General features: G+C 39.8%; 13 protein-coding genes, 2 tRNA genes and 1 rRNA gene. 3 read left to right on the top strand and 13 right to left on the bottom strand.

Features of this window, described 5'->3' with window-relative positions; all coding sequences use genetic code 11:
- The 4 genes from KQI66_RS04380 to KQI66_RS04365 all read right to left on the bottom strand — a co-directional run.
- Nucleotides 1–111 (bottom strand): 16S ribosomal RNA (locus KQI66_RS04380); the annotation flags it as partial.
- Between the two features lie 233 nt (nt 112–344).
- Nucleotides 345–436: transfer RNA gene (locus tag KQI66_RS04375), tRNA-Ser, on the bottom strand.
- 31 nt (nt 437–467) lie between these two features.
- Nucleotides 468–556 (bottom strand) — tRNA-Ser (locus KQI66_RS04370).
- Between the two features lie 341 nt (nt 557–897).
- Entirely contained in the window at nt 898–2,424 is a 1,527-nt protein-coding gene (locus KQI66_RS04365) for an L-lactate permease (RefSeq protein ID WP_216427454.1), read from the bottom strand.
- 523 nt (nt 2,425–2,947) lie between these two features.
- Between KQI66_RS04365 and pepT the strand changes: the two genes are divergently transcribed.
- Nucleotides 2,948–4,156, top strand: a complete 1,209-nt coding sequence (gene pepT, locus KQI66_RS04360; protein WP_216427453.1) for a peptidase T — start codon at nt 2,948–2,950, stop codon at nt 4,154–4,156.
- Nucleotides 4,157–5,022: 866 nt separating this feature from the next.
- A complete protein-coding gene (gene tyrS, locus KQI66_RS04355) occupies nt 5,023–6,246 on the top strand; it encodes a tyrosine--tRNA ligase (RefSeq protein ID WP_216427452.1) in 1,224 nt (407 codons plus the stop codon).
- 232 nt (nt 6,247–6,478) lie between these two features.
- Here the strand turns inward: tyrS and scfB are convergent, their stop codons facing one another.
- The 4 genes from scfB to KQI66_RS04335 form a co-directional block, all read right to left on the bottom strand.
- On the bottom strand, nt 6,479–7,849 hold the full coding sequence (scfB, locus tag KQI66_RS04350) for a thioether cross-link-forming SCIFF peptide maturase (protein WP_216427451.1): 1,371 nt from the start codon (nt 7,847–7,849) through the stop codon (nt 6,479–6,481).
- 97 nt (nt 7,850–7,946) lie between these two features.
- The gene (gene scfA / locus KQI66_RS04345; protein ID WP_216427450.1) at nt 7,947–8,087 is read right to left on the bottom strand and encodes a six-cysteine ranthipeptide SCIFF; all 141 of its coding nucleotides are present in this window, start codon (nt 8,085–8,087) and stop codon (nt 7,947–7,949) included.
- Between the two features lie 86 nt (nt 8,088–8,173).
- A complete protein-coding gene (locus tag KQI66_RS04340; RefSeq protein ID WP_216427449.1) occupies nt 8,174–8,593 on the bottom strand; it encodes a TIGR04086 family membrane protein in 420 nt (139 codons plus the stop codon).
- Between the two features lie 58 nt (nt 8,594–8,651).
- Nucleotides 8,652–9,506: a PHP domain-containing protein gene (locus KQI66_RS04335; RefSeq protein WP_216427448.1), complete on the bottom strand. Its 855-nt coding sequence runs from the start codon at nt 9,504–9,506 to the stop codon at nt 8,652–8,654.
- A gap of 114 nt (nt 9,507–9,620) precedes the next feature.
- On the opposite strand from KQI66_RS04335, the gene proC reads away from it, so the two are divergent.
- Nucleotides 9,621–10,424: a pyrroline-5-carboxylate reductase gene (gene proC, locus KQI66_RS04330; protein WP_216427447.1), complete on the top strand. Its 804-nt coding sequence runs from the start codon at nt 9,621–9,623 to the stop codon at nt 10,422–10,424.
- 49 nt (nt 10,425–10,473) lie between these two features.
- Here proC and KQI66_RS04325 read toward each other — a convergent pair whose 3' ends face one another.
- From KQI66_RS04325 to KQI66_RS04305, 5 genes are all read right to left on the bottom strand, one after another.
- Nucleotides 10,474–11,229: a TraX family protein gene (locus tag KQI66_RS04325; protein WP_216427446.1), complete on the bottom strand. Its 756-nt coding sequence runs from the start codon at nt 11,227–11,229 to the stop codon at nt 10,474–10,476.
- A 14-nt stretch (nt 11,230–11,243) separates the two neighbouring features.
- Complete coding sequence (locus KQI66_RS04320) at nt 11,244–12,866, bottom strand: putative polysaccharide biosynthesis protein (RefSeq protein ID WP_216427445.1); 1,623 nt, start codon at nt 12,864–12,866, stop codon at nt 11,244–11,246.
- 33 nt (nt 12,867–12,899) lie between these two features.
- Nucleotides 12,900–14,729, bottom strand: coding sequence for a translational GTPase TypA (typA, locus tag KQI66_RS04315; RefSeq protein WP_216427444.1), 1,830 nt, complete (start codon nt 14,727–14,729; stop codon nt 12,900–12,902).
- A gap of 270 nt (nt 14,730–14,999) precedes the next feature.
- Complete coding sequence (locus KQI66_RS04310; RefSeq protein ID WP_216427443.1) at nt 15,000–15,329, bottom strand: cupin domain-containing protein; 330 nt, start codon at nt 15,327–15,329, stop codon at nt 15,000–15,002.
- A 28-nt stretch (nt 15,330–15,357) separates the two neighbouring features.
- A complete protein-coding gene (locus tag KQI66_RS04305; RefSeq protein WP_216427442.1) occupies nt 15,358–17,856 on the bottom strand; it encodes an ATP-binding cassette domain-containing protein in 2,499 nt (832 codons plus the stop codon).
- Nucleotides 17,857–17,885: the final 29 nt, after the last annotated feature.

Raw genomic sequence — 17,885 nt, 5'->3', positions numbered from 1 at the left:
CGTCCGCCGCTAAGATATTTAAAAGCAAGCTTCTAAATATCTCCGCTCGACTTGCATGTGTTAAGCACGCCGCCAGCGTTCATCCTGAGCCAGGATCAAACTCTTATGTTAAAATCCTTTGTCAGTTAACTCTGACTTTTTTGTTTCCATTTATTACTTGGTAGTTTATCTCAATCTCAATAAACTCGTTATTGACTTGGGTTTAATTTTTTTACCATCAACTGTTCAGTTTTCAAGGATCAATTCTTTTCTTACTCACTGTCTCATCAGACAGCTTGATTATTATATTACATTATTTTATCGATGTCAAGTACTTTTTAAAATATTTTTTCGAAGTACTTATTTGGCGGAGAAGGTGGGATTTGAACCCACGCACCGCTATTAACGGTCTACTCCCTTTCCAGGGGAGCCCCTTCAACCACTTGGGTACTTCTCCACAAGAGTCTCCGCTGAAAAATCGATAAAAATGGCGGAGAGGGTGGGATTCGAACCCACGGCCCCTTTCGGAGTCACTGGTTTTCAAGACCAGCTCCTTAAACCACTCGGACACCTCTCCACATTATCAATGAAGCTTTATTTTTTTCATCCGCTTGCTGCGAACAATAGATATAATACACTATTGAATATACTTTGTCAACACTTTTTTCAAAAAATTTTAAAATTATGTTATTTCACTGTAAAATCATGCTTTTCTGCCCTATTCTTCTTCTTTTTTATTGCATAAAAAAGGACTCTGCCTTACGACAGAGCCATTTGGAATAATTCTTATTTAAATACAAACGCACAAAGAATTGTAAATACGAATAATAAAATGTCTACAATCCCCATTTTTGCTTTATTATCTTCGCTCATGTAAATATCTCCTTTCAAATTCACAAATTAAAATGCAAATTCAAATTACATATAGTATCCAGGGAAGAATACAAACATGTAAAGCATTGCTGCAATCATTTCAGCAATCATAAGAACTGCAAGAGCAGGAACAACCTTTCTCATTACAAGACCTTCCTGGTTCTGGAAGTCAACAGTTGCACAAACAGCGATAACGTTGTTAGGGCAGATCATGTTACCAAGCGCACCACCTGATGAGTTGAGTGCAGCTGTGTATGCAGGGCTGATACCAAGAATCTGAGCAGCCTCAATATGCATAGGATGGAACATCATATTTGAACCAAGTGTAGTACCTGTCATGAATGATCCGAGGCAGCCGATAAATACAGCAGCAGCCGGATATCCCTTACCTACTACGGCTGCAAGAGCCTTAGCAAGGATTGAAAGCATACCTGCAGTCTTCATAACCTCTGAAAGACCTGATAAGAATGCCATAGCGATTAACGCACCGATAACGCTCTTGAATGAAACAGCCACACATTTGTGGAAGTTCTTTGTGTATCCGAGAACGAGTGAACCGATGAAGCAAACTACAAGGATAGTTGTACCGATCCAAACAGCGAAACCTCTCTTGTATAAGTATGTACCAACAAGTCCGAAACGAGCACAAGGAAGTGCGATAAGAAGGAGTGCATATGTGAATACAGCCTTCCATGCAGGAATAGGACTCTTTGTTTCGGGAGGTAAAGCCTTGAATTCATCAGGAGTATCGCTCTTAACAGCTTTACAATAGATGAAGTCAACAACTACAACTAAAAGACCTGATATAATTGATGTGAACTCAAAACCGATTGTATGTGTTACACCTATCATACAAGCAGCACCAACTACACCTGAAATCAAAAGGAAAGGAACAAGGCCTTTGAAGCCTTTTTTGCCGTAGCAAACAGCAGTAATAACGAAGGGGCAAATTAAAGCACCAACAGCGTTTACTCTTGCTGTTGCCATTGAAAGCATGTTATAGATAGCAGCTGTGTCCATAGTATCAAGCATAGGCATGTTGTAAACAGCGCCAGCACCTTCAGCAACCATAGCAGCATAACCACCTGAACATGTAAGACCGGCAGCACCCCATGATGACCAGATACCGTTTGAGATAAGTGATGCGAGAACTGCATAGATAGGGCTTACGCCAAGACCCATAAGACAGGGAGCAGCAACAGCTGCAGGTGTACCGGCACCGGCACATCCTTCAAGGAATCCACCGAAACCGAAAGCAACGATTGTGATATGTTTACGTCTGTCGTCTGAGATTGAGATGATGAGCTCTCTGATCTTATCCATAGCGCCTGTGTCAAGGAGCATGTTAAGGATACAGAAAGCAGCCATAATCATGTAAACAACTTTAGTACCGGAAATGATACCTGACCACGCATTCTTCCAGATATGAGCAAGGTCTACGCCAAAGTATGTCATACTGAAAATAACTGTTACTACGAATGCGATCGGAGCAATAACCTTTGCGGGTTTGTTAAGTACTATGATACCGATTAAAACGATGAGAATAGGTATCAACGAAATAATAATATCCATGAATAATTCCTCCTTATAAAAACTTTGTATCGTTTTTCTGTTTTAAACACGTCTTCCCCAAAACGCTTTTGTTTAAAACAAAGGTGAACAATAAGCATTTCATAATCCCCGACAAATCATTATAATGTCTATTGTTCTAATATCCGCTTTCCCATGCACTATGGGAAAGAATACCTACAACAATAATACTCCATTATGACAATGATAATTCACGGTCAAAGTATTAAATTGTAAAAGTACTGTGTGATGAATTTATCCTCATCACTTATTTATAGATTATAATACTTTATGTAAAATAATACAAGTATTTTTTACATTCTTCTAAAAATTATATATATAAACCAATCCTATTTTATCACCATATAGTGATTTTATGTATTTTTTACATGAAACAGCCATAATCAGCACAATAATTTATGTAGAAGTGGACATATCATTGTATAATGATTATAAAGTCATACTATCACCTAATTTACAATTATGCTAAAATATCTTTATCAAATCTTTACAGGAGGTAACTATTTTGACCGATATATTATCACGCTTTTTAAAATATGTTGATGTTTGCACAACCTCGGACGATTCTTCGTCCACCTTTCCGAGCAGCAGCTTTCAGCTTGCCTTTGCGGAGGCACTTGCCGGTGAATGCCGGGACATCGGTCTTCTTGACGTAAATGTTGATGATTATGGATATGTCCATGCTTTTCTGCCGTCAAATACAGATAAACCGGTTAAGAAAATCGCTTTTATTTCACATATGGATACAAGCCCGGACGCCTGCGGCTTTAACATAAGACCTGTCGTAACGGAAAACTATGACGGAGGAATAATTAAGCTTAACGGAACAGAGCTTAATCCAGATGAGTTCCCTACTCTTAAAAACCATATAGGAGAAACTATAATTTCTTCTTCCGGAACCACCCTTCTCGGCGCCGATGATAAGGCCGGAATTTCCGAAATAATGACGGCTATGGAATATATCATAGAAAACGATACACCTCATGGAGATATTACGATAATATTTACACCCGATGAGGAAATCGGAAAAGGTGTTGACTATCTCGATATGAACAGCTTTGACGCTGATTTCGGATATACTGTTGACGGCGGTGCAATAGGCGAGCTTGAATATGAAAATTTCAATGCTGCCGCAGCCGAAATAACAATTCACGGCAAAAGTGTACATCCCGGAACAGCCAAAAACGTAATGCTCAACGCTTCGCTCATTGCCTCGGAATTTATTTCAATGCTTCCGAAGGACGAAACTCCGGCGACAACCGAAGGCTATGAAGGCTTTTTCCACCTTACCGATATGAAAGGAAATGTTTCCGTAGCGGTTCTGGATTATATAATAAGAGATTTTGATAAAGACTCCTTCGAAAACAGAAAAAAACTTATTGCGGATAAGGTAAAGCTTCTTAATGAGCATTACGGAAATATTGCGTCTATCGAAATCTATGACCAATACTATAATATGCGTGAAATAATAGAAAAAGATATGAGTATTATAGAACTTGCAAAAAAATCTATGGAGGAAGTCGGCGTAACACCGAAAATCCAGCCAATAAGAGGCGGTACGGACGGAGCGAGACTTTCTTTTATGGGACTCCCCTGCCCTAACCTTTTCACCGGCGGTTATAATTTCCATGGACCTTATGAATATATACCTTTGGAATCAATGAAAAAAGCTGTTGAAGTGATTGTTAAAATAGCGGAAAATATTGCAAAATAAAATCTATACAAAATAAAAAGCCATTTGGATATAGCGGAAGGGTTCGGGAAACAAAGAGTTTTCTGAGTGGAATCCGCAGACGGGATTCACTTCCGTCGAGGAGAATAGCGAGTTTCAAGGCTTTTAGCCGATGGAATGAGCTATTCATGCCTCTGTTTAAGCAAGTCGAAATCCTGATTTCGACTTAGGCTACGCCTTATAACACAAAAAGCCGTTTCAAAAACGGCTTTTTGTGTTTAAAAAATGAATCGGCAATTTCATTTTTCAAAATTAGGTTGGAGAATACCTTAAGTAAACAATTAAGTTACACTCAAGAATAAAGGGGATTCTTTATATCGATTGTAACAACTTATATTAGAGCAATTATCGTGCCAACTTTTTAAAATTGTGATAATTTTTAAAAAATAATTATAAAAGTATTAAAATTATTGTTTTTAAATGTCTTAAAACCGTCTTTTCTTTAATTTAACCTCTGTTTAACCAAATATATGATGTATACTTTTTTATACATATGTCTATATTTTTCTACATATGTATATTTTTTTATACACCTGTATCACTAAATTTAGTGTTGATTTATAAATAAATTTATGCTAATATAAATTCAATTTTAATACTAAACTTTGATCCGGACAAAAAGCATTATCGGTTACAAGCCCAGAGAGTGTGCGGTCGGTGTGAGCACACAGCACGATATTGTCTGAATTACATTCGGGGAGTTATGCAACAGCACGGTTTATGCCCGTTACAGCATACTCAAGGCATGTAAATGCGAATTAAGGTGGTACCACGAACAGCTCTCGTCCTTTGGATAGGAGCTTTTTTTATTCCATCAAATAATTATTTTATTTAAAGGAGAGAAAACAATGGATAACGCATTCGAAGTGTTAAAAGAGCGTGGATTTATCGAACAGCTCACACACCCGGAAGAAATCGAGGAATTATTTAAAAAAGACAAAATCACTTTTTATATCGGCTTTGACCCTACCGCAGACAGCCTTCATGTAGGCCACTTTCTTACCGTAATGGCAATGAGCCATATGCAGAAATGCGGACACCGTCCTATCTGCCTTATGGGCGGCGGAACAGGTATGGTCGGCGATCCTACCGGAAAAACAGACATGAGAAAAATGATGACTGTTGACACAATCGACCATAATGTTGAGTGCTTCAAAAAACAGCTTTCAAGATTTATCGACTTTTCCGATGATAAGGCTCTCATCGTTAATAATGCAGATTGGTTAAGAAACCTTAACTATATCGAATTTTTAAGAGAAATCGGTTCTTTATTCTCTGTAAACAGAATGCTCACTGCCGACTGCTACAAAACAAGAATGGAAAAAGGACTTACCTTCCTTGAATTCAACTATATGATTATGCAGAGCTATGACTTTCTTGAGCTTAACAGACGTTACGGCTGTGTAATGCAGTTAGGTGGCAATGACCAGTGGTCAAACATCATCGGCGGTGTTGAGCTTATCAGAAAGAAAGAAATGAAGCCTGCATACGGTATGACATTCCAGCTTCTCACAAACAGCGAAGGCAAAAAAATGGGTAAAACAGAAAAAGGTGCTGTATGGCTTGATCCCAACAAAACATCACCCTACGAATTCTACCAGTACTGGAGAAATGTCGGCGATAACGATGTTGAAAAGTGCTTAAGACTTCTTACATTCCTTCCTATGGACGAGGTAAGAAAGCTCAGTGCTCTTGAAGGCAGTAAAATTAACGAGGCTAAAGAGGTTCTCGCTTACGAGGTTACAAAAATCGTTCACGGCGAAGAAGAGGCTAAAAAAGCCGAGGCAGCCGCAAAAGCTCTTTTTGCTGGCGGTGCGGCAGGTGGTTCAATCCCTACAACCGAAATCACAGCAGCAGATCTCGGTGACGGCATGGATATTATGTCCGCACTTGTGCTCACAAAGCTTGCTCCTTCAAGAAGCGAAGCAAGACGTGCTGTTCAGCAGGGCGGCGTAAAATTAAACGATGAAAAAATTACCGATATTGAATTCAAAATAACAGAGGATACATTCAAAGACGGTATTCTCACAATCCAGAAGGGTAAAAAATCCTTCCATAGATTAAAGCTGTAATAAATATCGGCATAAAATTAGGCATATACCGTTAATTCGGTGTATGCCTATTATTTATTATTATAAAAAAATTAATCTCTTAAGCAGAAAGGTTCGGAAAACGAAGTGTTTTCCGAGCGGAATCCGCAGACGGAATTCACTTCCGTCGAGGAGAACAGCGTGTTTCAAGGCTTTAGTCGATGGAATAGCTGTTCATACATTAATTTAAACAAGTCGAAAACCTGTTTTCGACTTAACGGAGTTCGTCTAACATGAGTTTTGCTTTTATCATAATAGCACATTCAATTCTCTTTCTCTGTAATTTACAGCCGATTTCGTATGTACCCATTATATCTCCGGCATAATGACAGGCATTTGCCATACAGCCGCCACTGCAATAGAATTTTGCCCAACATTTCTTGCAGTCGGGCTTTGTGTATACATTGCAGTTTGCAAACTCTTCTCTTATTGCCGTATTTTCAATTCCGTTGTATACAGAACCGATTTTATATTCTTCCTGTCCAACGAACTGATGACAGGGATATAAGTCACCTTCCGGTGTTACGGCAAGATACTCCGTTCCGCTACCACAGCCGGAAAGTCTTTTTGCTATACATGGGCCTCCCGTAAGGTCAACCATGAAGTGGAAGAAATTGAAATCCTTCTCGCCTGTTTTGTGTCTTATGTAAAGCTGTTCGGCAAGCTTTTCGTATTCCTCGAATATTGTGTCAAGGTCGTCCTCTGTTATAGCATAGCTTTCGGTAGCTTCGGCAACAACCGGCTCAACTGAAACCTGTTTAAAGCCTAAATCGTCGGCAATATGGAATACATCCTTGGAAAAATCAAGATTATTGTGTGTAAATGTTCCTCTTAAATAATAATCTGTCTGATTTCTGCTTTCGGCAAGCTTCTGGAATTTAGGCACTATAATATCATAGCTGCCCTGTCCGCCGGCTCTCGGACGCATATAGTCGTTAACTTCTTTACGTCCGTCAAGACTCAATACAACATTGTGCATATTTTCGTTAATATATTTCTGCTTTTCATCATCAAGAAGTATACCGTTTGTTGTTATTGTAAATCTAAAATTCTTGTCATGGAGCTTTTCCTGTTCACGTCCATATTCGACTATTTCTTTTACAACATCAAAATTCATTAAAGGCTCTCCGCCGAAAAAGTCAACCTCAAGATTGCGTCTTTTGCCGCTGTTTGCAATTATAAAGTCAATGGCTTTCTTACCAACCTCGGCACTCATAAGAGAACGCTTTCCGTGATATTCGCCTTCCTCTGCAAAGCAATAACGGCACTTAAGATTACAGTCATGTGCAACATGAAGACAGAGTGCCTTTACAACAGGTGCACGGTTTTTCACCTGTTCAAGAACTCCTTCGTATTCGTCCTCTGTATAAAGCATACCTGCGTCCTTAAGCTCCTTGAGCTCTTCAACAGCCTCGTCAATCTGTTCTCTGCTGTATTTATCCGCAAACTTTTCTGCTAACTCATCAGCGTTCATTTCCGGATATAAATCAGCTATATCATAAGCTACATCGTCAACTGCATGGACAGCTCCGCTGTAAATATCCATAAGCACGTTAATACCGTTCATGGAAAACTTGTGCAGCATAATTTTTCTTCCTTTCTACCTATATGTTTCTCTCTGTTTGTCTGTACAATATAAGAGTGCCGGCTTAACACCGGCACTCAGTTCTTCTGAATTAAAATTATCTGTTTTCGCAAGGCTGGTTAGCTACTGTACAGCTTGTTTTGCATGCTGACTGACATGATGTCTGGCATTCGCCACAGCCACCCTTAACCATAGATTCCTTAAGCATTGCAGTATTTAAAGTTTTAATGTGTTTCATTTATATTACCTCCCATGTTAAATATACATATTTTTATCTATTGTATCATATATTCTCTATTTTGCAAAGTCCAAATATAAAACTTTTTAATTTACTCCTATTATTCCTCCGATTCCGCCTCCTGCCGCCGCAACAATAACACAGGTTCCTGCACCAAGCGTAAGCGGACCGCCTCCCGATACAACGGATATGCCGAGAAGTATAATTCCGTAAACAGCTCCGGCCATCGCACCCATAATAAGGCCTTTTTTACCAAAGGCAGATGCCCATATCTTTCCGGCGGCCAGTGCAGATACAGCCGTACATATTATGGAAACTATTCCTACGAATGAGTCCTTGATGTCCGTATATGTAATCACAAACGCACATACAACAAAAACAATGCAGGTAATGGCAAACGCAGTTCCAAGCCCTTTTATTGCCGATAGCAAAAGAGATTTTTCTCCGTTATCGTTTCTTTTTTTCTGTTTTATTGTTTTTTCCTTGTTCTTTTTATTTTTCAGCAAACTCCGCTCCTCCGCAATTTAATACTTTATTACATTTTATTACGGAGTATTTTTATTATTACAAGTTTGTCTTTAAAGCTTTTTTAATATTTTCGGCAAATTCCTGCGGTATTCTTAAGTTTCCTCTGCCAATACCTATCGAAATATCCGGTTTGTTTTCTCCATGGAAATCACTTCCGCCGGATTGAAGGAGCTTGTAATGCTCACAGGTCTTTCTCATTTCTTCCTCCTGTTTTTTCGTATATGTGGAATATATTGTTTCCATTCCCATAAGTCCATAGCCCTTCAGCTCGCCGACAAGATTAAAAATATCAAGATAATTGAAATTATATAATGTCGCATGAGCAAGCACAGGCACACCTCCGGCCTCACGAATGAGCTTTATGCAGTTTTCCGGTGTCAATGTTTCTCTCTTTACATATCCCGGCTTGCCCGAAGATATATAACGGCTGAAAGCCTCGTCCTTATTTTTCACATATCCCTTTTTAACAAGTATATTTGCATAATGTGCTCTTGTTATTATATTTCCTCCGGCATTTTCTTCAAGCTCCTCAAGTGTTATATCCATTCCGAGCCTGTTGAGTGCCTTAATCATTTTTTCATTTCTCTCGTTTCGTTCCTTAACTATAAACTCCATGCTTTCTAAAAGCTTTTTGTTTTCAGTATCTATAAACAGTCCGACTATATGCAGCTCTGTGTTTTTATATGCCGCCGCAAACTCTATTCCCGGTATCGTTTCTATTCCGTATGTCTCTCCGGCCTCTTTAAATTCTTCAAGTCCGTCTATTGTGTCGTGGTCGGTGAGAGCTATTGATGTAAGCCCGGCTTCTTTCGCAAGCATAACAAGCTCTGTCGGCGTTTTTGTTCCATCCGATGCAACCGAATGTGTATGCAGATCAGTATATCTTTCCATTTTCATCATCTCCGTAATTAATTTTAACATATATAAAATATTTGAATAGTAGTGAATTTATAATAATTTTGCTGTATAATAATCAAATACTATACAATATAAGGAGTGACAGCAATGAACTATGGTTTTATAGGTGCCGGAAACATGGCCGGTGCAATAATCAAAGGAATGACAATAGGCACAAAAAGCTTTGACGGCAAAAATATATATGCCTGTGCCCTTCATAAATCCACAACAGACAAACTTGCCGAGGAATGCGGAATAAATTCATGCGAAACAGCATCAGAAGTTATAAAAGCATCTGATATACTTATTCTTGCCGTTAAACCGGCAGTTCTTGCAGACGTTGTTACAGCCGAAATAAAGGCTGAAATAGCAGAGAAAAAACCTCTCGTTATTTCAATAGCCGCCGGCAAAACGCTTGACTACCTCAAAGGTCTTTTGGGCGATGAAACTGCCGTTGTACGTGTAATGCCAAACATCAACGCAAAGGTCGGCTGCTCAACAAGCGGCTTCTGCACAACAGAAAATGTAACGGAAAAAGAAAAAGAGCTTGTAAAAGCACTTTTCTCAACAATAGGCTCTGTAACGGAAATACCTGAAAAGCTTTTCGGAATACATGGTGTTCTCGGCGGTGCCGCACCTGCCTTTGCATATCTTTACATAGACGCACTGGCAAGAGCTGCCGTAAAAGCCGGAATGCCTAAAAAACAGGCTCTTGAACTTACTGCACAGACAGTTCTCGGAAGTGCCAAAATGGTTCTCGAAAGCGGTGAACATCCTTGGGCTCTCATTGACCAGGTATGCTCTCCCGGAGGAACAACAATCGAAGGTATCTGCTCACTTGAAGCAAATAATTTTGAGGCAACACTTTGTAAAGCCTTCGATGCAGTATTTGAAAAAGATAAAAGACTTTAATCAATACACAAAAATAAGCTGCCGCATTTTAATCTGCGACAGCTTATTTTTATCCACCAATTAGCACTCCTATATTTCCGTTGAGTGCAATTCTTATTATTCCGCATATAACCAGATGCAGAGGATAGTAAACATAAAAAAGCCATTTCATATTTTTGCTCTTTCCTCTTTCTCCGTTATACATTTTCAAAAGCGGAATTGTCAGCACAGTAAACATCTGTACGATTCCGTAAACAGGACTGATGAATACTGCATATACAACAGCGTATACTGCAACCCATATCATCATTCTCGTCATCTGTTTTTTGAAATTACCTCTGTTTGTTCCTATATCTGTAATAGCAAGCACGGCAATACTGCTCCAATCGGCACAAAAGGCTATAACTGCAATCAATATTATAAGAATCGTTTTCTGCCACTGCTTTATTTCTGGATTTTCAACTATCGACAGTGAAACAAGTCCCAAAGCAAGAGCCCATATAACACTTGTCTGATTAAACACCGTTGTCCTAAACGGAACAAACGGTATACCAAAAGCAAAAGTATATGCAAAATGCGAAATAATCGCAAACAAGAACAAACGTAAAGTATATTTCTTTACATCATGTGTATAATGATAGCCTTCTGCAACGAAGAACCAGAATATAGGTGCCGCCATTCTGCCGATTATATGTAATAATATAATATACCAATCGGTCCGATAGCCCGGAAATACTGCCCATGTTACATGGTCCACCGTCATAGCGGCCATTGCTATCAGCTTTAATTGATTTGCGTTAAGCGTCTTCCGTACTGCTTTTTCCATAGGCAACCAACCTTTTATTTTAACAATCCTATTTTCTTAAATACTCTTACAAGTATTCTTCCCTTCGGAATACTTAATAAATCCTCTTCGGTTATGCCTCTTATGAATATCATAACAAGAAGATAGATTATTACAGCAACGATTATAGTAAGCAATGTTGATATTGTGTTGCCGAATACTAAAGAAATTACTTTATAACCGATAACACAGCCGATTCCCATTATTATCGAGCCTATTGTCGGCTTAATAAGAACTCCGCTGAAATTAACTCTCGTCTTTGTATACCTCATGAGCATAATAACATTGAATATTGAGGCGACAAGATAGCAAACATCTGTTGATATAACCGCACCGACAACATTTATCGAAGGTATTCTTATAAGAATCCAGTTGAGTGCTATTTTAACAACCGCACCGAGTAATGCACCGATAACCGGAACCTGTATCTTTCCTATTCCCTGAAGAACACCGGTTACTATCTGGCAGAAGGAAAGAAATGCTATTGATATAGCTCCTACCTTAAGCAGAACACCGCCTTCCGGATATGAAGGGAAAAGCATACTGAGTATCTGGTCACCGAGAACGCCTATACCTACTGCCGCAGGTATTGATATAATCATTGCCAGCTTTAATGCTGTATTTATTTTTCTCTTAACCTCTTTTTTGTTTCCGACCGTAACTGCCATGGCAATGTTCGGTATTGCCGCAGTAGCCATTGCAGATGATATGGAAACAGGGAATGTTGTAAGCGTAACATATTTACCGGAAAGCTGTCCGTAAAGCACCTCTGCCTCTGCTTCTGTAAAAGCACCTGAGCTCATAAGTCCGGACATAACCATTTTCATGTCAATAAGGTTTGTCATGCTGAATACGGCTGTTCCGGCAATAATAGGAAATGCTGTAACAACAAGTTTTTTAAAGGCTTCTCCTGTCGTTTCCTGGTATATGCCCTTTTCTTCAATACGCATATTATGTCTTATTTCCGGCTTCATTCTGTTATAAAAAATCATAACAACAATAAGGCCGGCAAGTGCACCGATGCCTGTTCCTGCTGTACCTCCGGCAGCTCCGAGAGGAATACTCTGCTTTACCAATACCCATGCAAGATATACACTGAATACAGCATTAAATACCTGCTCAAATATCTGTGAAACGGCAGTCGGCGTCATTATATTCATACCCTGGAGATAACCTCTGTATACCGACATAACGCCTACAATAAGCAATGTCGGTGCCAAAGTCTGAAGACAATATACACTGTTCGGTGAATCAACCATTTTCGCTATCGGTTCGGCAAAGAAAAACAGCACAAGCATACCTATTGCACCGGCAACTCCGGCAAATATCATAGATACTCTGAATATCTTCTGTGCGTTTCTGTATTCACCCTTGGCTATTCTTGTGGAAACAAGTCTTGATATAGCCGCCGGAAGTCCTGCAGACGAAAGTATCAGCAGAAATGTGTATATATAATATCCGGCACTGTATATGGCATTTCCTCGGTCGCCTATTAATTCGGTAAGCGGAAGTCTGTAAAGAAATCCGATAAATCTTACTATAAGGCTTGCCGCCGCAAGGACGGAAGCCTGTATAATAAACGAACCTTTTTTGTCTTTGTTAGTTTTTTTAGCTGACATTCTACACCTCTTCTTAAGGCATATAAGCCTTCATTAGCCGTGAATTCTGATCTTTCTTCTTAAGCCGGGATCAAGAACTCTTTTTCTCATTCTTATACTTAAAGGTGTAACCTCAACAAATTCATCGTCCGAAATAAATTCAAGTGACTGCTCAAGGCTCATTTCGATTGGAGGTACAAGCTTAAGTGCTTCGTCAGAGCTTGATGTTCTCATGTTTGTAAGCTGTTTTTTCTTACATACGTTTACATCAAGATCGTCTGCTCTTGAGTTTCTTCCTACAATCATGCCTGTGTAAACCTTAACTCCCGCACCGATGAATAAGTCGCCTCTGTCCTGTGCATTGAAAAGACCGTATGCAACCGCATCTCCGTCCTCGAATGCAACAAGAGAACCCTGTGTACGTGTAGGAATTTCTCCTTTGTAAGGCTCATAACCACTGAAAATTGTGTTCATGATACCTGTTCCCTTTGTGTCTGTAAGGAAGTCGTTTTTATATCCGATAAGACCTCTTGAAGGAATTGTGAACTCAAGTCTTGTATGTCCTCCGTTTGCAGAAGGAGTCATGTTTGTCATTTCTCCCTTACGTCTGCCGAGCTTTTCGATAACAGCTCCGACAAATTCATCGGGAACATCAATAAGCACCTGTTCCATAGGCTCGCATTTCTTTCCGTTGATTTCTTTGTAAAGAACTTGAGGTTTTGAAACAAGGAATTCATAACCTTCTCTTCTCATTGTTTCGATAAGAATTGAAAGATGAAGCTCTCCACGTCCGCTTACCTTGAATGTTTCTGTTGTTTCTGTGTCTTCAACTCTTAAGCTTACGTCTGTGTTAAGCTCTTTATATAATCTGTCTCTGATATGACGGCTTGTAACGTATTTACCTTCCTGACCTGCGAAAGGACCGTCGTTTACACTGATGTTTACGCTAAGAGTAGGCTCTTCAATCTTAACAAAAGGAAGTGCTTCGGGCTTAAGAGGTGAACATATTGTGTCACCGATGCTGATGTCTGTAATACCGGAAATAGCAACGATTGAACCAAACTTAGCCTCTTTTACTTCAACCTTCTGAAGTCCTTCAAATTCATAGAGCTTGCTTATCTTAACTCTCTGCTTATATTCGGGATTGTGGATATTAAGAAGTACAACATCATCATTTACATGAAGTGTACCTGTTTCGATTTTACCTACACCGATTCTTCCGACATATTCGTTGTAGTCGATTGTGGAGATAAGAGCCTGTACAGGTTCGTCTTCATCTCCTTCGGGTGCGGGAATATGGTTGATAATTGTTTCAAAAAGATCCTTCATTGTATCGTTCTGCTTCATAGGATCAAGTGATGATGTACCTTTTCTTGCAGATGCGAATACAAAAGGAGAATCAAGCTGCTTTTCATTTGCATCAAGATCCATGAAAAGTTCAAGAACCTCGTCAACAACCTCTTCCGGTCTTGCTTCAAATCTGTCGATTTTGTTTACACAGACAACAACGGGAAGATCAAGGCTTAATGCCTTCTGAAGAACGAATTTTGTCTGAGGCATAGGGCCTTCAAATGCGTCAACAACAAGTACAACGCCGTTTACCATCTTAAGAACACGCTCAACCTCTCCGCCGAAGTCTGCATGTCCCGGTGTATCTATAATGTTAATTTTAATATCTCCGTAATGTACGGCTGTATTTTTAGAAAGTATTGTAATTCCTCTTTCTCTTTCTATATCGCCGGAGTCCATTACTCTTTCCTGGACTACCTGATTTGTACGGAATGTTCCGCTCTGTTTCAAAAGCTCATCGACAAGTGTTGTCTTGCCGTGGTCAACGTGAGCGATAATGGCAATATTTCTGATGTCTTCTCTAACTTTTTTCATTTTGCTGCTCCTTCAATATTTACATTTTATACCGTTTATCTACAAATACTTAACTGAATTATTTTATCACATTAGTTTTATCATTACAATGAGCATATAAACAAACTTATTGCTCAATGTCAGAAATAAATATTTCTTTTGCACAAAATACCGCCGTTTTATTTTAGTTTTCAACAATTATACGGTTTATATTCCACATAAAAATCAGAAACAGCCTATCTCCGTCAATAAGCCGTTCCGTATCTTTTCCTTTATTATTACAACATTATTCTATCTTTCTGTAACAACAGTAAGCAATACCAAATCTTCGTCACCGATATTCATAATGCTGTGTTCAGAACCTTTTTTACACATATGACACATACCGGCACTAAGATATTCTTCTTTCCCATCGCAGACAGCTTTTCCCTTTCCGGACAACACATAATTAATATCATCGCTTGTTTCATGTCTGTGCAAACCTATTGAACCGCCTGCATGCAATGAGCTGATTATAACTTTTCCCTGTTCGTCCATATACATTTTTGCAGACATCGTGCCTGTTCCATTGTTCATTCCCGGTAAAGTTATCTCTCTGCTTTTATTAAAATCAATAAGCATATGTTTCCTCCGTTTTTCGTTTATGATATTACTTTATATATTTTCCGGTAACGCTGTTTTTGTTATTAACAATATCCTCCGGTGTTCCGACAGCAACAATCTTTCCTCCGGCTTCACCGCCGCCCGGGCCCATATCTATTATATAATCTGCGTTTTTCATAACATCAATATCGTGTTCGATAACTATAACCGTTGCTCCGTTATCAACAAGTGTCTGGAACACATTTATCAGCGTTCTTACATCAAGCGGATGAAGTCCTATTGTCGGTTCATCAAATATAAATACAGAATCCTCCTGGCCCTTTCCCATTTCGCTGGCAAGCTTAAGTCTTTGTGCCTCTCCTCCGGAAAGGCTCGGTGTTTCCTCTCCGAGTGTCAAATATCCGAGTCCGAGATTTTTCAGTATCTCCAGTCTTTGGCGTACGGTTTTCAAATCGATACAGGCTTTTATTGCCGTATTTATGTCCATCTCCATTAACTGTGGAAGCGAATAGCTTTCGTCCTTTTTGTTTCTATAGTGTATTCTGTATGCCTCTTTTGCGTATCTTGAACCTTTGCATTCCGGACAAGGCACATCAACATCTGGCAAAAACTGAACATCAAGACTTATCTCTCCTGTTCCATCACATACCGGACATCTGAGCTTTCCCGTATTATAGGAGAAATCTCCGGCTTTATACTCCGATTTCTTTGCGTCCTCTGTTTTCGCAAATATCTTTCTCAGCTCATCATGCACATTTGCATAGGTTGCCACCGTTGAACGTACATTTATTCCGATAGGTGTTGCATCTATAAGCTTTACATGGTTGATGCCGTCTGCCGATATGGATTTAACGTGCTCCGGCAGCTTTGTTCCATCTATTTCAGCCTGTAAAGCCGGTATAAGGCTTTCAAGAATAAGTGTGGTTTTGCCCGAACCTGATACACCTGTTACAACAGTAAGCCTGCCCTTCGGTATGTCAACCTCCAATGACTTTACTGTATGAATTTTGTCTGTAGATAAATGAATTTTTCCTATGCTGAACATATCTTCCGAGCTGCATCTTTTTCTCGCCGTTGTATCGGCATGGTCGGATAAAAATTCGCCTATCATTGATTTTTCGTTTTTTTCTATATCTCCGATAGTTCCTTCCGCAATAACATAGCCGCCGTTTGCCCCTGCCTCCGGCCCCATTTCTATTATCCAGTCGGATTCCTTCAAAACCTGTGTATCGTGGTCAACAAGCAGAACAGAATTTCCGTCGGCAATCAGATCGTGCATAACCGCATTCAGCCCGACTATATTAGACGGATGCAGACCGATTGACGGCTCATCAAGTACATAAAGAACTCCTGTCGTTCTGTTTCTTACCGCTCTCGCAAGCTGCATTCTCTGTCTTTCACCTGTTGACAATGTCGATGCAGAACGGTCAAGCGTTATATAGCTTAAGCCTAAATCCATAAGTCTTCTTGCCACCGATAAAAACGATTCGCATATATTTTCCGCCATCGGACGCATTTCCTCCGGTAGAGATGACGGAACCTTTTTAACCCATTCAATAAGCTCCGAAAGCGTCATTTTGCAGGCGTCCGCAAGACCTATTCCCATAATTCTCGGTGCTCTTGCCGCCTCCGAAAGTCTTGTACCTCCACATTCGGGACAGGTTTCTTCTTTAAGAAACTTTTCAACACGTTTCATGCCCTTTTCATCTTTGACTTTTGACAACGCATTTTCAACAGTATAAACCGCATTAAAATATGTAAAATCCATTTCTCCGGCGGCACCGCTTGTTTTGTTCTGATAAATCATATGCTTTTTGATTGCCGGGCCATTGAAAACTATATCCTTTTCTTTATCGGTAAGCTCACAAAACGGTACATCGGTGCGGACTCCTAAATCTCTTGCAATATCCTTCATAAGCGACCACATCAATGTCTGCCAAGGTCTTACCGCACCTTCGTCAATGCTCAATGATTCATCGGGCACAAGAGTTGAACGGTCTACTGTTCTTACCGTACCGGTTCCACTGCATTTCGGACAGGCTCCACGGCTGTTAAAAGCCAAGTCTTCTGCTCCCGGCGGATTTACTCTTTCGCCGCAAACCGGACAGAATATATCCTGTTCGGCCGCTACCGCAAGCGTAGGCGGAACATAATGTCCGTTCGGACATCTATGGCTTGCAAGCCTTGAAAACATTAGCCTTAGGCTGTTAAGCAGCTCTGTTCCTGTTCCGAAGGTGCTTCTTATTCCCGGCACTCCCGGTCTTTGGTGCAGTGCCAGTGCCGCCGGAACATACAGAACCTCATCTACATTGGCCTTTGCCGCACCTGTCATTCTTCTTCTCGTATATGTCGAAAGTGATTCCAAATATCTTCTTGAGCCTTCCGCATAAAGCACTCCAAGTGCCAAAGAGGACTTTCCCGAACCGGACACTCCGGCAATTCCTACTATTCTGTTCAGCGGAACGTCTACATTTATATTTTTCAGATTATGTACTCTTGCACCTCTTACTTTTATCTTCTCCGGTGCTATGTATTTTTCGTCCATCTGTATACCGTCTTTCTTTTATTATTCTT

It is taken from the genome of Anaerotignum sp. MSJ-24 (genome assembly GCF_018918145.1).
Classification (GTDB): domain Bacteria; phylum Bacillota; class Clostridia; order Lachnospirales; family Anaerotignaceae; genus Metalachnospira.
Note: the sequence above shows the minus strand (reverse complement) of the source record. Positions and strands in the feature narration are given on the sequence as shown.

Coding starts and splice junctions, on each gene's coding strand:
- KQI66_RS04365 (WP_216427454.1), bottom strand. CDS start 2,424: ATGGATATTATTATTTCGTTGATACCTATTCTCATCGTTTTAATCGGT.
- tyrS (WP_216427452.1), top strand. CDS start 5,023: ATGGATAACGCATTCGAAGTGTTAAAAGAGCGTGGATTTATCGAACAG.
- scfB (WP_216427451.1), bottom strand. CDS start 7,849: ATGCTGCACAAGTTTTCCATGAACGGTATTAACGTGCTTATGGATATT.
- scfA (WP_216427450.1), bottom strand. CDS start 8,087: ATGAAACACATTAAAACTTTAAATACTGCAATGCTTAAGGAATCTATG.
- KQI66_RS04335 (WP_216427448.1), bottom strand. CDS start 9,506: ATGGAAAGATATACTGATCTGCATACACATTCGGTTGCATCGGATGGA.
- proC (WP_216427447.1), top strand. CDS start 9,621: ATGAACTATGGTTTTATAGGTGCCGGAAACATGGCCGGTGCAATAATC.
- KQI66_RS04325 (WP_216427446.1), bottom strand. CDS start 11,229: ATGGAAAAAGCAGTACGGAAGACGCTTAACGCAAATCAATTAAAGCTG.
- KQI66_RS04320 (WP_216427445.1), bottom strand. CDS start 12,866: ATGTCAGCTAAAAAAACTAACAAAGACAAAAAAGGTTCGTTTATTATA.
- typA (WP_216427444.1), bottom strand. CDS start 14,729: ATGAAAAAAGTTAGAGAAGACATCAGAAATATTGCCATTATCGCTCAC.
- KQI66_RS04310 (WP_216427443.1), bottom strand. CDS start 15,329: ATGCTTATTGATTTTAATAAAAGCAGAGAGATAACTTTACCGGGAATG.
- KQI66_RS04305 (WP_216427442.1), bottom strand. CDS start 17,856: ATGGACGAAAAATACATAGCACCGGAGAAGATAAAAGTAAGAGGTGCA.